At 59.8% G+C, this 14,156-nt stretch carries 15 protein-coding genes; 5 read left to right on the top strand and 10 right to left on the bottom strand.

Annotation, left to right across the window (positions count from 1 at the left end):
• Positions 1 to 116: 116 nt before the first annotated feature.
• The 6 genes from FZE95_RS04605 to FZE95_RS04580 are packed head-to-tail and all read right to left on the bottom strand — an operon-like array spanning position 117 to position 5,301.
• Positions 117 to 1,277: a CpaF family protein gene (locus tag FZE95_RS04605; RefSeq protein WP_150299647.1), complete on the bottom strand. Its 1,161-nt coding sequence runs from the start codon at positions 1,275 to 1,277 to the stop codon at positions 117 to 119.
• An 11-nt stretch (positions 1,278 to 1,288) separates the two neighbouring features.
• On the bottom strand, positions 1,289 to 2,482 hold the full coding sequence (locus FZE95_RS04600) for an AAA family ATPase (RefSeq protein WP_150299646.1): 1,194 nt from the start codon (positions 2,480 to 2,482) through the stop codon (positions 1,289 to 1,291).
• A 1-nt stretch (position 2,483) separates the two neighbouring features.
• Entirely contained in the window at positions 2,484 to 3,668 is a 1,185-nt protein-coding gene (locus FZE95_RS04595; protein ID WP_223824962.1) for a type II and III secretion system protein family protein, read from the bottom strand.
• Positions 3,658 to 4,527, bottom strand: coding sequence for a Flp pilus assembly protein CpaB (gene cpaB / locus FZE95_RS04590; RefSeq protein ID WP_150299645.1), 870 nt, complete (start codon positions 4,525 to 4,527; stop codon positions 3,658 to 3,660). Before cpaB ends, FZE95_RS04595 begins: the two co-directional genes overlap by 11 nt.
• 57 nt (positions 4,528 to 4,584) lie before the next feature.
• Complete coding sequence (locus tag FZE95_RS04585; protein ID WP_150299644.1) at positions 4,585 to 5,037, bottom strand: TadE/TadG family type IV pilus assembly protein; 453 nt, start codon at positions 5,035 to 5,037, stop codon at positions 4,585 to 4,587.
• 27 nt (positions 5,038 to 5,064) lie between these two features.
• On the bottom strand, positions 5,065 to 5,301 hold the full coding sequence (locus tag FZE95_RS04580) for a hypothetical protein (RefSeq protein WP_150299643.1): 237 nt from the start codon (positions 5,299 to 5,301) through the stop codon (positions 5,065 to 5,067).
• A gap of 214 nt (positions 5,302 to 5,515) precedes the next feature.
• On the opposite strand from FZE95_RS04580, the gene FZE95_RS04575 reads away from it, so the two are divergent.
• Positions 5,516 to 6,295 (top strand): methyltransferase domain-containing protein, encoded by a 780-nt coding sequence (locus tag FZE95_RS04575; RefSeq protein ID WP_150299642.1) that lies wholly within the window; start codon positions 5,516 to 5,518, stop codon positions 6,293 to 6,295.
• 11 nt (positions 6,296 to 6,306) lie between these two features.
• Here FZE95_RS04575 and FZE95_RS04570 read toward each other — a convergent pair whose 3' ends face one another.
• From FZE95_RS04570 to FZE95_RS04555, 4 genes are read right to left on the bottom strand one after another with little or no spacing between them, the layout of a single operon-like run.
• Positions 6,307 to 7,668 carry an MATE family efflux transporter gene (locus FZE95_RS04570; RefSeq protein ID WP_223824961.1) on the bottom strand — a complete coding sequence of 454 codons (1,362 nt, stop codon included), beginning with the start codon at positions 7,666 to 7,668 and terminating at the stop codon, positions 6,307 to 6,309.
• 43 nt (positions 7,669 to 7,711) lie between these two features.
• The gene (locus FZE95_RS04565) at positions 7,712 to 8,083 is read right to left on the bottom strand and encodes a translation initiation factor Sui1 (protein ID WP_150299640.1); all 372 of its coding nucleotides are present in this window, start codon (positions 8,081 to 8,083) and stop codon (positions 7,712 to 7,714) included.
• Complete coding sequence (locus FZE95_RS04560; RefSeq protein ID WP_150299639.1) at positions 8,073 to 8,624, bottom strand: NUDIX domain-containing protein; 552 nt, start codon at positions 8,622 to 8,624, stop codon at positions 8,073 to 8,075. Before FZE95_RS04560 ends, FZE95_RS04565 begins: the two co-directional genes overlap by 11 nt.
• Before the next feature lie 2 nt (positions 8,625 to 8,626).
• Entirely contained in the window at positions 8,627 to 9,625 is a 999-nt protein-coding gene (locus FZE95_RS04555; RefSeq protein ID WP_150299638.1) for a DUF2333 family protein, read from the bottom strand.
• A gap of 220 nt (positions 9,626 to 9,845) precedes the next feature.
• Here FZE95_RS04555 and dsbD point away from each other — a divergent pair, with 220 nt between their 5' ends.
• From dsbD to accC, 4 genes are all read left to right on the top strand, one after another.
• Positions 9,846 to 11,666, top strand: a complete 1,821-nt coding sequence (gene dsbD / locus FZE95_RS04550; RefSeq protein WP_223824960.1) for a protein-disulfide reductase DsbD — start codon at positions 9,846 to 9,848, stop codon at positions 11,664 to 11,666.
• Between the two features lie 153 nt (positions 11,667 to 11,819).
• Positions 11,820 to 12,272, top strand: a complete 453-nt coding sequence (aroQ, locus tag FZE95_RS04545; protein WP_150299637.1) for a type II 3-dehydroquinate dehydratase — start codon at positions 11,820 to 11,822, stop codon at positions 12,270 to 12,272.
• A gap of 23 nt (positions 12,273 to 12,295) precedes the next feature.
• Positions 12,296 to 12,757: an acetyl-CoA carboxylase biotin carboxyl carrier protein gene (gene accB, locus FZE95_RS04540; protein WP_150299636.1), complete on the top strand. Its 462-nt coding sequence runs from the start codon at positions 12,296 to 12,298 to the stop codon at positions 12,755 to 12,757.
• A gap of 19 nt (positions 12,758 to 12,776) precedes the next feature.
• Positions 12,777 to 14,117 carry an acetyl-CoA carboxylase biotin carboxylase subunit gene (gene accC / locus FZE95_RS04535; RefSeq protein ID WP_150299635.1) on the top strand — a complete coding sequence of 447 codons (1,341 nt, stop codon included), beginning with the start codon at positions 12,777 to 12,779 and terminating at the stop codon, positions 14,115 to 14,117.
• The last annotated feature ends 39 nt before the right edge of the window (positions 14,118 to 14,156 follow it).

The following is a 14,156-nucleotide window of genomic DNA, read 5'->3' as shown; positions in this document are numbered from 1 at the left end:
TTGCCCGTCGTTTATCTGGAATGACCAAACTGCTCTCCTCGCGCCTTGTTCTGCACCAAAGGGGGCACCGCCGCGGACGCGATAAAACGGCAACAGACCCTAGTGGTGCCGACCACCTAACGGTGCACCTGGTACAAATATTCCATGCGGTACGGATCGTCCGCCGTTGCTTTCAATGCCACCACTTCACTTACCAGGCGACGGCCGCCCGGCAACCTGACTAGCTGAACGATCACATCCAGTGACGAGCCGATGAGCCGTGCAATTGCCCGCTCACCTGCGTCATAACCGTTTACCGCAAGCAGCGTTTCGATCCTCACCAGAGCATCGCGGGCGCTATTGGAATGGATGGTGCTCATCGATCCTTCGTGGCCGGTATTCATCGCTTGCAACAACTCGAGGATTTCACCGGAGCGCACCTCACCCAGGATGATTCGGTCCGGGCGCATGCGCAGGGTATTGATGACCAGGTCTCGCGCGGTCACCTGCCCTGTTCCCTCGAGATTCGCCGGTCGGGTTTCCAACCGTACGATATGCGGGTGATTCAGTTGCAGTTCGGCGGCATCCTCAATGGTCACGACACGCTCATCAGCGGGAATGAACTGGCTGAGCATATTGAGGATGGTGGTCTTACCGGTCCCGGTGCCTCCGCTGACCAGAATGTTGCGCCGTGTTGTGACCAGCGAGGTCAATATCTGCAGGCAACTGGCAGAGATCGAGCCGCTATTGACGAGATCCTGAGCCCCCAGATGCTTTCGGGCGAATTTGCGGATACTGAGAGAAGGGCCATCCAGGGCAACCGGCGGAATCACCGCGTTCACCCTAGAACCGTCCGGCAAGCGGGCATCGACCATGGGACTGGACTCATCCAACCGGCGACCGAGCGGCGCGAGAATCCGCCGGATCACCCTCACGACGTGATCGTCATCGATGAAACGCGTGTGCGCTTTCTGCAGGACGCCGGCTACTTCGATAAAAACGCTTTCGGGGCCATTGACTAGAATGTCGTTGACGCTGTCGTCAGCAAGCAGGGGTTCCAGCGGACCAAAACCAACCACCTCGTCGAAACTTTCCCTAGTCAAGAGAATCATGTCCTGGGCGGAAAGCGGTACACGGTTCTGGGAGATAAAAGCGCTAATGTTGGTTTGAACGAAGGCCTGGAGGGAAGCCCGGGCAGCCCTCCCCACGTCAATCCCCTCTTCGTCCAGTCGCTCGACCAGAAACTGATGCACGCGCCTTTTCAGATCCTGGTATTCCGAGTCCAATCTAGTAGCCATTTACAGACTCCTCACGCCGTCCGGACGAGACCGCGAAGAGCGGTCAGCCTGCTTTTTGACGGAGCAGCCTCGTAGCGTTTCAGGATCTCCTCCAAGCGCCGCAGATAGGTGGCTTTACCCGGCAACTCGTGTATCGGAAGGCCAGCGTTGATCGCCATTAGCCGGCTTGGCCAATCCAGTGGCAGCGCGCCCAGGTACTCGATGCCGACCGCATGTTGCAGTGCGCTCAGGCTCGGGCTGCCTTTGGGTTCGTGACAATCCAGCAAAAAGGATTGCCGGCACTCTTTCGGCAGACGCTCCCGCCAGGAGTCCAGGCGTTCTCGAGCGGCGTGGGCCTGCTCTACGATAGGGTGAATCAACATCATCAGATCCCTGGCATACAGCCCGACCGCAGCGATCCAGAAATCTGCCATCGCTGGATCGACATTGATGATGACGTGATCAAACATACCCGCCAGCTGGTTTACTGCGATGAGCAGATCTGCGTTGCGATCGTTTACCGCGCTTTCAGCGGACAGACAAGCGGCCAGCAGACGCAAGTTTGGTGCGTATTCTTCGAGTGCCGTCTCGATCAGGCTTTCGTCGAATGCTTCGGGGCTGCGTAGCAGATGCTCAAGGGTCAGCCGGTTATGGCTGTCGAGATAGAACACAGAGCGCGCCGTGGCAGCGGTATCCAGCGCCAGTATCCGCGCCTTCGGATTACGCTGGTTCAAGGCAAACGCCAGGCTCTGGGCAAACAACCGGGCGTCGACCACCGGACTGGCGCTGGTAACCAGCGTCATTTTACGGCGCATGGCCGACGGGGCGTTCGTTGACGAGCTGCCTGGACCGCTATGCAAGAGCTGCCTGATTCGTCCGCGAATCTCTTCACCGTCGCTGCTGGCAATGAAGCAGTCACGGGCGCCCGCGCGCATGCTTTGCAAGAGGTGACCCTGATTCAGACGGCGCGCGAGCGAAACCACGGACAGGCCATCGCCGGACGCACTCAGGGCGGAAATGATCCGCAGCGCCTTTTCCGGCTCGTTTTCGTCTACCGCCACCATCACAAAACGACTGCGGGTCGCCTCAACCAGGCGACTGGCCCGCGACAGATCCCAGGCCGCGACAAACTCTACCGGCCAGGCTCCATCGAGGGTGCGCTCCAACCAGACACGAATGCCGATATCATCGGTTATGCAAATCAGAACATCTTCCCGTTCCATCATGTCACCAGCTCAATCCATGTTTTATCGGGCGCGAACCTGGCTCCGAGCCGGCTGCCATGTCCAGCCAGCGGACGCTGCTGTGCTGGTATTCCTCTCCGATCGTCATATCCGCACTGTCTTGCCGGCCCGGACTTACCAGGCGAGGCGTAACCACCATGATCAGCTCGCGGTCCTCGCGGGATACCCGGTCCGATCGAAAGAAAGCACCCAGCAACGGGAGGCTGCCGAGCCCCGGGATTCGGTCGCTACTGTTGAACGTGTTGCGACTGACGAGTCCGCTGATGATGAAGGTCTCACCGGAGCCCATTGCCACGGTGGTCTCGGTACGACGAACCCGCAGGCCGGGCACGGCAACACCCGCCGAGGCCACGCCGGAGGAAAAATCCAGCTCGCTTACTTCAGGCGCTACTTTGAGGATGATTCGGTTCTCGGCAACCACCGTCGGCGTCAGACTGAGGCTGATGCCAAACTGCTTGTATTCCACCCGCACCCCGTTCTCGTCATTACTGACCGGAATGGGGAATTCGCCGCCCGAAAGAAAGGTTGCATTCTGACCGCTGAGACTCACCAGCGAGGGCTCAGCCAGGGTGTGAGCAAACCCGCCGGACTCCAGCGCATTGATGATGGTCAACGAGTTCGAACCAAAACCAAACAGATTGAAGCCTTCGGCGCTGATGACAGCCGAGGCTGCTTCCGGCCCGGGGAAACCACGAAAGCTGCTGCCCGGGGGCGCGACCCCGACGGCGGACGCACCGCCGTTGAACAGTTTGGCGTAGTACACGCCCAGGGAATTGAGTTCACTCCGATTGACTTCGACGATACGGATATCGGTCTGTATCTGCATGCCAAAGGGCATAGTCTGGCCCAAGGTCGCCGCCACAACGACCAATGCCCGCAAAGGATCCGCGCGGCCCTGCAGCCACACCGATAGCTCCGCGCTGCCCTCGGCATTGGCTGTAAGCAATATTTCCCGGTCATCCGAGACGGTAACGCCCGCCACGTCTGGATCCGAAATAGCTACCTTGGTCAAGCGCTCGGGAAAGCTCAGCACCTGTTGCTCGCCGTTGCCCATTCTGATGGGCGCGCCTTCGGCGATGTCACCCGTGAAGGCGAAAAGCGGGAACGGAAGAGCCAGGAGGCCCAGTAGCACGGAAACCATTCGCAGGCTGAATCGATTAGCGCACATGAACTAAGCTCGATGCGGCGCCTTCAAAGACCCGCACCTGCGGTGCCGATGGCTGCGCGGTATGACCGGGTGCCGCTTTGGGCTGCGGAGGAAACAGCTCCTCGAAATACACTGCCTCGGCCAAGGCGCTACCCGGCTTATCGAGAGTACTGGCTTCACGCCCAGCCAGTTTTCCCTCGGGCGCCGCGATTGCCGCCAGCCTAAGCTGGCCCTCGGCGGAGGCCAGCAAAACGTCGGGAACCTTGCCTTCGGGTACTTCAAGCACGACGGTGTTGTTGCGCTGGTGAGCGTCGTCGCCAGCGCTGCTTCCGTCCTGCGTTACGCCCTTGACGGCAATCACCATGACATTACGCAGCAGCCGCACCGCCGCCGGGTTGGCCTTATCCGAGCGACGGAAGGATGCATTCACATCCACTCGATCACCGGGGCGCAGCAGGCCACCGACACCTGCGACGTCGTCAAGCGGGATAGCCAAAGCCTGATAACCCGGCGCAACCAGGCGCTGCAACAGACTGTTCGGCTCCAGCTTCGACGCGGTCAGCAATTCACCGGGCATTATGGCCGTCTTCACGGCTGCGCCAAACGGGGCTTCTTCCGCACCAATCGCCTCGGGCAAAGGATTATCGGATAGCACTGTGACAAAGGCATCGGCTGACAGGGCCTGCCCCTGCAAGACTCCCCGGGTAGCCAGCAGATATCGATACGCTGGCGCTGAAGCGACCGTGGTCTCCACCCGTTCCTGCGTGTCGGGTGCGACAGCCAGGTTTTTCTTGGTCGACAGGAAACCAGCGATTGCCAATCCCAATGCAACGAGCGCCAGCAGGGTAGCGGGCGCCGCGTAGACTAATCTCGAATTCATATTGTGCGCTTCACAGGCAAACCCAGGAGCAATCGACCGAGCAGTTTCGCGACCCGGTCAGAAAGCGATTGATGCCTCAACCGTCAGGCTGACCGGCATCGGCGGAAATTGCCCCAATAACCCGAAGCCAAGCTGAGGGACTATAGGCGGCTCTCGATTATTGAGCGTCATGGAACAACGCATCAGCTGGAGTTCACCGACAGGGGAAATCGCACAGCCTGACCCGTCATCCTTGATGCCCTCTTGCAGTCGCGCAGAAAGCGTTGTTCGTCCTTTCGTCATCACGGCAGAAGCCGTGGCGACCAGCTTTTCTCCCAGGCTCGATTCGGAGTACCGGTTTCGATCGATTCTCAACGCTGTGGCAGCCGCCCTGTCCACGATGGACTGCATTTCATATTTACTGAAAAACAGCACCCCATAAGCGGCTGCCGCGTAGAGCATGGCGAGCACCAGCGGAAAGACGAAGAGAAACTCCAGCGCTACCACCCCTTCTTGATTTTGTCGCTTCATCCGAAAGACCAGCGCGGGCGGGCGTACTTATCCACCCTCGACTCCGCCACTGGCGGCACTCTCGAAAATATTGTTGAAGGCCTCAGTGATAGTCGTTTCGAGACCGGTATTGAACGCGCCACCCAGCACCAGCACGAGGGCGGCAGCCAGCACGAGGTATTCAAGTGCTGCAGCGCCCTTCTGCTGTCGGCGAGGCGCGAAACCTCTACACTCCAGACGGTTCATTGCTCGGATCGAAATTTTCTTGACAATTCCCGCTTTCATCAGTCGTTCCTTCCAGGTAACAATAGGGTAACAGAATCATTGCGCCATCACAGCAGTGCGCGGACCCGATTCTGATGGCTATATGACATACACCCTAAAAAAAGTTCCCTTCAAACGGCGAAAAAATGTCCTTACCGCTGAAGGCCCTCCGCGGCCCTCATTAAAATGCTAGGTTAGGCTCTGCTGACTCCCCTTCTCCGCACAGGTTTAAAGGATGACCGACCGCTACTTCGACCAGTTGGGTGCGCATTTTGCGCGCAAGATTTACGCCGGCCCCAAGGGTGCTATCCGCCTGGCCGTGCTGACCCGCGATCTGGAAGAATGGACGGGCGAGCTGGGCGAGGCGGATCAGTCGTTGCGAGTTCTGGACGTGGGTGCCGGGCTGGGGCACATCAGCGAATGGCTGGCAGCTCGCGGGCATCGCGTGACACTCTGCGAACCCTCAACAGAAATGCTTGAAGGCGCTCGCGAGCGACTGGACGCGATGCCGTCCGCCTACCCGATCGAATATCTGCAGGCCACTTTGCAGGATTTGCCGCAACAAGGGCGAACCTATGATCTGGTGATATGCCATGCAGTACTCGAATGGCTGGCAGACCCGGCTGCGGCGATGGGCTATCTGCGGCAACTGGTGAGCCCGCAAGGAGCTGTCTCCCTCGCGCTGTACAACCGCGACGCGCTTATCTACAAGAATCTGATCAAGGGCCAGTTTCGCAAACTCAAGCGCAACCAGCTGGCCGGAGAAGGCGGACGCAGCCTGACGCCACAACAGCCGCTCGATCCCCGCGAAGCGCTGGACTGGGCAGCCATGGCTGGACTGCAGCGCATCCACCAGACCGGCATTCGCGTGTTCCATGATTACATGCACGAGCCTTTCAAGTCGCAGAGCCAGGAACAGGATATCATCGAGCAGGAGCTTCTCTACAGCCGACACCCCGCGTACCGTCATCTCGGCCGTTATCTGCACTGGTGGCTGCGCCCAGCGATATCGTGAGCACTACGGCATCATCCGGAGACGGGGCGCGGCATCCAGCGCCCCTGCCGCCACAGATGCCAGAACCAGAGCCCGAGAATCACGCCGCGCGCAAACATGAACAGGTGAAAGCCCAGCCAGATACCATGGTTACCCGCGTCCCGCAGCAGCCAGGCGGCTGGCAAATAGATCAATACTGTTGCCATGAGCATGGCATTGCGCATCGCCTTCGCACGGGTGGCACCGATAAACAATCCATCCAGCACATAGCTCCAGACGGCTACCAGTGGCATCCATGCCATCCAGGGCAAGTAGGCGCTGGCGGTGTCGCGTACTGAGTCAATCGTCGTCAGCATCGCGATGATCAGATCACCGAACAGGCTGAACGCCAGCACAAAGCCAAACCCTACCAGCAGTGACCAGCCGAGACTCACCACGAGCACGCGCTTCAGCGCAGGACGGTCGCGCTTGCCGAGCGCCTGCCCGCCCAACGCCTCGACCGCATGCGCCAGGCCATCGAGTCCATGTGACGTCAATAACAGAAAATTCAGTAACACCGCATTGGCGGCAACGACTTCATCCCCCAGCCGTGCGCCTTGCAGCATCAGAAGATAGAACACTGCCTGCAGAGCCAGAGTGCGGATGAGAATGTCGCGACTGGTTCGCAGCATCGGCGCGGCGCCTCGCAGCTGCATGGCAGCGCGCCAGCGCATGCGGCCAGGGAGTTCGTCAAACACCGGAGTGAGCAATACCAGCCCGAGCAACAACCCACAATAGTCGCCTATGACGGTGGCCCAGGCGGCGCCGGCAACGCCCCACTCGAGCCCCACCACCAGACAGATATCCAGGACCACGTTGGTAATATTAACGGTGAGGAGCAGAAGTAGCGGCGCGCGGCCTTTGCCCGCACCGATAAACCAGCCGACCAATACGAAGTTGGCCAAAGCGGCGGGAAGACTCACGAGCCGGATCCCTACATACAGCCGCGCCTGCTCCAGTAACTGCGGACTGCTATCGAGGAAATAGACACCCGCGGAAAAAAGTACGTCCTGCAGCAGCCATACCCCCAGCGCGATCAGGCAGGCCATCCACAGCGATTGCAGCAGCACCAGGCGCAGCGCATCGCCATCGCTCCGGCCATAGGCCTGGGCAGCGAAACCGGTAGTACCCATGCGCAGGAAACCGGCACCCCAGAGGATGAAGGTGATCAGCGTAGCGCCGACGGCGGCACCGCCCAGGTGATAGGCGGCGTCCATCCGGCCGATGACAGCGGTATCAACCAGACCGACCAGCGGGACGCTGATATTGGACAGGATCATCGGCGCAGCCAGCGCCCAGACTTTGCGCTGCGTAGGTTGATGCCGCCAGCAGGCAAGCAGCTCCGCTTTATTCAAGGTGACCGGTTCCATCGCGGCCGTGGAGAAAGGTCAACAGCGCCTATCCACCCGCGCGCTTGGCCTTGAAACCCTGCTCGATCAACCACCGGCAAAGTAGCTCAGCCTGATCGCCCTGAATCTCGATGACGCCGTCCTTGATGCCGCCACCGCAACCGCAGCGGGTTTTCATGCGCTTGGCCAGTGCCTTGAGGTCATCGGGAAGCAGCGGCAGACCGCTGATGGTAGTGACCGTTTTGCCGCCGCGGCCCTTGGTTTCCCGACGTACCCGGGCAACACCATCGCCCTCTGGCACGGCGGGTGCGCCACATACGCAGGCGTCTCGGGGTTGCCGGCAATCCGGGCACATGCGCCCGGCTTCTGTTGAATACACCAGGCCGCTCAGGGCCTGGAGTCCTTTCTGTTTATTGCTCATGCAGATTGTTCCGGATATATCTCGATAACAACAGTTCCAGCGCCAGCAACGAATCGGGGGAGTACCACTCGGCGGGTTGTCGCCAGGGTGTACGCGGATCTACCCAGCGAAACGCCATGACCTCCTCCGGCTGCATATGTACCGGCCCGTCCCACATACAACTGAACACACCGCCCCAGAGTCGGCTTTCACGCGCGTTGTAATGAAAACGAAAATGCTCGCGCAACGGAATGCCGGATACGCCCAGCTCCTCTTCCAGTTCCCGAACCGCGCCATCCCTATAGCTTTCGCCGGCGCCGACCACGCCGCCTGCCGCCACATCCCAATACCCCGGATAGAGACGTTTGTGCAGGGTCCGGCGATGCATGCACAGCTCACCGCGGGTATTGAACACAAAAACATAGGTGCAGCGGGTAATCAGCCGTTCGCGTTGCACCTGGTGCCGTGGAACCACTCCGAGCAGACGGTCATCGCTATCTACGCTGTAAACCTGTTCAGCTTCGGAGGCGGCCAGATACGCCTTTATCGCTTGTCGATCCACTTTTACCCCTGTTCAAGCAGACGGCGCAGGTCAATCATCGCCGCGTTGGCCCGGGACAGATAGTTAGCCATAACCAGGGAATGGTTCGCTGTCATGCCGAAGCCACTGCCATTCAGTACCATCGGGCTGCGCATGGGGCGCTGTGCAGCCTCCAGTTCACGGATGATCTGTCTCAGGCTGACCAGCGCGTTCTTGCGCGCCAGTACCTCGGCGTAATCCCGCTCGACGGCTTGTAGCAAATGCACCAGCGCCCAGGCCGAGCCGCGCGCTTCGTAAAACACGTTATCGATCCTGAGCCAGCGCGTGCGCTTGTAGGTGCGTCCCTCATCAGTCACCTCGGCACGCCCAACGCTGGCGGATAACCGCTGGGACAAGGAACCGAGCCGCGTGCTGACGTCGCCCACCCAACTGGCGAGACTGTCAGCGCGGGCATAAAATTCGGCGTCACCGCGTTCAAGCCGGACAATGTAATCAGACAGGGCGTCCATCCCGCGCTGGTATTCGTTTTCACTCGCCGGCAGGGCCCAGCTGTTGTTGTCAAAGTTGAAGCGCGGCTCGGCGAGCGCCAGGCTCGGATCTTCCGCTGACTGCGACTGTGAGCGCGCCATATCGCGGCGCAACGCGCGTGTCATGTCACGTACCTGAACCAGCACCCCGAACTCCCAGCTCGGCATGTTATCCAGCCATACCCCAGGCGGCATGATGTCGTTATTCAAAAAGCCCCCAGGCTTGTTGAGCAGGGTGTACATCAAGCCGTTCACAGTGCGCGCGGTGGTGCTGCCAATGACCTGCGGGGTTTCCGCCGATGGCGGTGGCACCAGGGGCTCCAGCCCAGGTTCCCGGCTCCAGTACCAGCCGACAATCAGCAGAATCAGTAACAGCGCGGCCAGCAGCCCGACAATCAACTTGCCAAGCGTGCCCCGGCCATAAGCGAGCGCGGTTCCGAATTTTGACCTGTAACCGCCGTCCGAATAGCCGGATGCCCTGTTCCCGAATTTCATTTCCTGCTCCTGTCTGTGAATTGCCTTCAGCATATCATCGGTCATGCCATTACACATGGCACCCAGTATCTGGATCCAGCTTTGAACGCTGGCCGCCCTGTAGTTCAAACAGCGGTCAATATCTCAAGGTGCGGGCTGCTGCTCCATGAGGCCTATTGTCACTCGGCAAGTAGCCCCCCAGGGATTATGATGTCGGCTCGCTCTCCACTCCGGATTTCTCATGTTGTTGCGTCGCCTGTTGTTTTTGCTATGCCTGTTAGTCGCTACCACCGCGCAGGGCCAGTTTGCCTCCCCGTCCAACCAGGGGTCCGGCGGGCTGCTGGATGGCAGCGGCGGACAGGCGGATTTTCTGCCGGTGCACGAAGCCTTTCGCCCAGGCGTAATCGAAACCACAGAGACACAGGTGCGGGTGCAGTTTGATATCGCCCCTGAATATTATCTGTACCGTCACCGCCTGGAGTTCGCACTGCAAGGCGGTAACGGCAGTATTGTCGAGGTGATACTGCCGGACGGTGAACACAAGACGGACGAGTATTTCGGCGACGTCGAGGTGTATTACGACAGACTGGAAGTGCTGCTTGAGCTGGACCCCGGGAGTGAAGCGGGTCGTCAGCTGAAGGTCGGCTTCCAGGGCTGCGCAGACGCCGGCCTGTGTTATCCGCCAGAGACTGTACTGCTGGAGCTTCCCAATGAGCTCCGCGCCGGCACCAGCGCTACCTCCGCAAGCAACGGCACTGTCAGCGCATCAAGCGGCATGCAGGATCTGCTGACCGGAGACAGCTTCGAGCTGGCCTTGTTGCTGTTCTTCATTGCCGGCCTGGGCCTGACATTCACTCCCTGCGTGCTGCCCATGCTGCCGATCCTGTCCAGCCTGGTATTGGGACGCAAGGACATGGATCGCACCCGCGCCTTCGTTCTCGCGCTGAGTTATGTGCTTGGCATGGCGATCAGCTTCGCCCTGGTTGGCGCGCTGATTGGTGTGTTTGGCGCGGCACTGAATATCCAGGCGCGACTCCAGTCGCCCTGGGTACTAGGCATATTTGCAACATTTTTTGTCATCTTCGCCCTGGCCATGTTCGGGCTTTTTGAACTGCGTCTTCCGGCACGCATTCGTGAGCCACTGGAACGCCTGGGTAGCCGCACACGGGGCGGCTCAGTACCCGGGGCGGCGGTGATGGGCGTGCTGTCCACACTGGTGGTGTCCCCCTGCATTTCTGCGCCGCTGGCTGGCGCGCTGGTTTATATCAGCGCGACAGGGGATGCGTTGGGCGGGGCTGCGAGCCTGTTCGCACTCGCGCTCGGCATGGGATTGCCTTTGTTGCTCGTTGCCCTGTTTGGCAGCGCCCTGCTACCCCGTTCTGGCGAATGGCTCAATAACGTCAAGCAGCTCTTCGGCTTTGGCTTGCTCGGCGTGTCCGTGTGGCTATTGGAGCGCATCCTTCCGGGTTCGGTCAGCCTGGCGCTATGGGCCGCCCTGGCGGCTGGTATTGCGGTTCAACTTGGCTTGTTCGACCGCACGCCGCGCAACGGCATCGGTCGTACAGGCCAGACGCTCGCGCTGCTCGCCGCGCTCTATTCAGGCGCCGCTCTGGTTGGCGCGCTGGCCGGAGGTTCTGACCCGCTGCGTCCGCTGCAGCCATTCACTGCTGTCTCACAGACAGCTCTGCCTGAGTCAGGCGAATATTTTACGTGGGTGACTGACCAGGCCGCTCTGCAACGCCAGCTCGACAACGCGCGCAGTAACGGCCAGCCAGCGGTGGTCGAGGTCTATGCCGACTGGTGTATCAGTTGCAAAGTGTTTGAACGCGAGGTTCTCAGTGACCCTCAGGTTCGCAGCGCCCTGGACGGCTTCGCTCGGGTAAAATTCGACCTGACCGATAACACCGCGGATCAGCGTGCCTGGCTTTCAGCTCAATCACTGTTCGGGCCTCCCGCGTTTGTCTTCCTCGATGCCCAGGGGCAGCAGGTTCCGGCCGCTCGAATACAGGGCGAAGTGACCCAGGAAGAGTTTCTGGAGCGCGTCAGCACCGCCTCCCGGTAATTTTCGCCGTTAACGCTGACATCATGCGGGCATCTGATGTTAACCTTCGGATTCTGGACAGCACGATGGCATTGCTGCAAAATTCCGGTCTGCAACTGACTGTCCGGTCAGCTTGATCGTCCGGCCAAACAATAAAGCTACTGTGGAAACGACATGGCCAGCATCCTGGTTCTGCATGGACCCAACCTGAATCTTCTTGGCACCCGTGAACCGGGCGTTTACGGGGCCACCACGCTGGAACAGATCAATCAGCGCCTTCGTGAGCAAGCCACCGCCGCGGGACATCATCTGCTGAGCCTGCAAAGCAACGCAGAGCATGAGCTGATCGAACGAATCCATGCTGCACGCGATGAAGCGATTGACTTCATATTGATCAATCCCGCAGCTTTTACTCACACCAGCGTTGCAATACGTGACGCGTTGCTGGCAGTGAGCATCCCATTCATCGAAGTCCACTTATCCAATGTGTACAAACGCGAACCTTTTCGCCGCCATTCCTACCTGTCTGATATTGCCGAAGGCGTCATCTGCGGGCTGGGTGCCAAAGGCTACGAACTGGCATTACAAGCGGCTGTACACCGAATCGAACAATCTGAACGCGACTAATCTGCTCTGGAGCGCACGTATCAATGGATATACGCAAAGTAAAAAAACTCATCGAACTCCTTGAAGAGTCCGGCATCGACGAGCTGGAAATTCATGAGGGCGAAGAATCCGTCCGCATCAGCCGTCACAGCAAGCAGCCGGCTGGCCCGCAGCATTATTTTTCCGCCCCGCCTGCAGCGGCTCCTGCCGCTCCCGCAGCTGCGCCCGCCGCGCCTGTTGCGACGCCTGACATTACGCCCGCCGAGCCCGCCGGTCACCTGGTACGCTCACCCATGGTCGGCACCTTTTATCGCTCTCCGGACCCGAGTTCCCCGTCATTTGCCGAAGTCGGCCAGTCGGTCAAGGCCGGCGATGTACTCTGTATCGTTGAAGCCATGAAGATGATGAACCACATCGAGGCCGACAAGAGCGGCGTGATTCAGGCCATCCTGGCGGACAACGGCCAGCCGGTGGAATTCGACCAACCCCTGTTCAGCATCGCCTGAGCCCGGCCCGGAGGCTGCGATGCAAAAAGTACTGATAGCCAACCGTGGTGAAATTGCATTGCGCGTTATCCGCGCCTGCAAGGAACTGGGGTTGAAGACCGTAGCCGTGCACTCCACGGCTGACCGTGAACTCATGCATCTGGCGCTGGCTGACGAGTCCGTATGTATCGGGCCAGCCGTCGCCACCGACTCATATCTGAGTATTCCGGCCATCATCAGCGCCGCAGAAGTCACTGGAGCCGACGGTATTCACCCGGGCTACGGTTTTCTTGCCGAGAACGCTGATTTTGCTGAACAGGTCGAGCGTTCCGGCTTCACCTTCATCGGCCCAAGCGCCGAGGTGATTCGCCTGATGGGCGACAAGGTCTCGGCGATCGCCGCGATGAAGAAGACCGGCGTGCCCACTGTACCGGGCTCGGATGGCCCGCTGTCGGATGACGAGGAAGAATGCCTGGCGACCGGACGTCGGGTCGGGTATCCGGTGATCATCAAGGCCGCCGGCGGCGGCGGCGGACGCGGCATGCGCGTCGTGCATGAAGAATCCGAGTTGATCAAATCGATCAGCATGACCCGCAGCGAAGCCGGAGCAGCGTTCGGCAACCCCATGGTCTACATGGAAAAGTTTCTGACCAACCCGCGCCACGTTGAGGTTCAGGTACTTTCCGACGGCCAGGGCCACGCGGTGCACCTGGGCGACAGGGATTGCTCGCTGCAGCGCCGGCACCAGAAGATCATCGAAGAAGCCCCAGCACCGGGCATCGATGAAAAGGCCCGCGCTGAAGTGCAGGCTCGCTGCGTACAGGCCTGTATCGATCTGGGCTATCGCGGCGCCGGCACATTCGAGTTTCTCTACGAGGATGGCGAGTTTTTCTTTATCGAGATGAACACCCGGATTCAGGTCGAACATCCCATCTCCGAAATGGTTACCGGGATCGACATCGTCAAGGAACAGATCCTGGTCGCCGCGGGCAACCCTTTGAGCATCACCCAGGACGACGTAGTGATCCGGGGCCACTCGATCGAATGCCGGATCAATGCCGAGGACCCGAAGACCTTCATGCCGTCCCCGGGCACGGTGACGTTCTTCCACGCACCGGGTGGTAACGGTGTGCGGGTCGATTCGCACCTGTACAGCGGTTACAAGGTTCCGCCGAACTACGACTCGCTGGTCGGTAAGCTGATTACCCACGGTGCGACCCGGGATGAAGCCCTGGCCCGTATGCGTAATGCACTCGATGAGCTGGTGGTTGATGGCATCAAGACCAACACCCCGCTACATCGCGAGCTGGTGCGCGATTCCGAGTTCTGCAAGGGGGGCGTGAACATTCACTACCTCGAGCATAAACTGGGTATCAGCTGATCGGATAAGCCAGACGTTAGAATAGGCCTATCGACTGAG

The organism is Pseudomonas profundi, assembly GCF_008638305.1.
Taxonomy (GTDB): domain Bacteria; phylum Pseudomonadota; class Gammaproteobacteria; order Pseudomonadales; family Pseudomonadaceae; genus Halopseudomonas; species Halopseudomonas profundi.
This window is presented reverse-complemented; position numbering and strand designations above follow the sequence as displayed.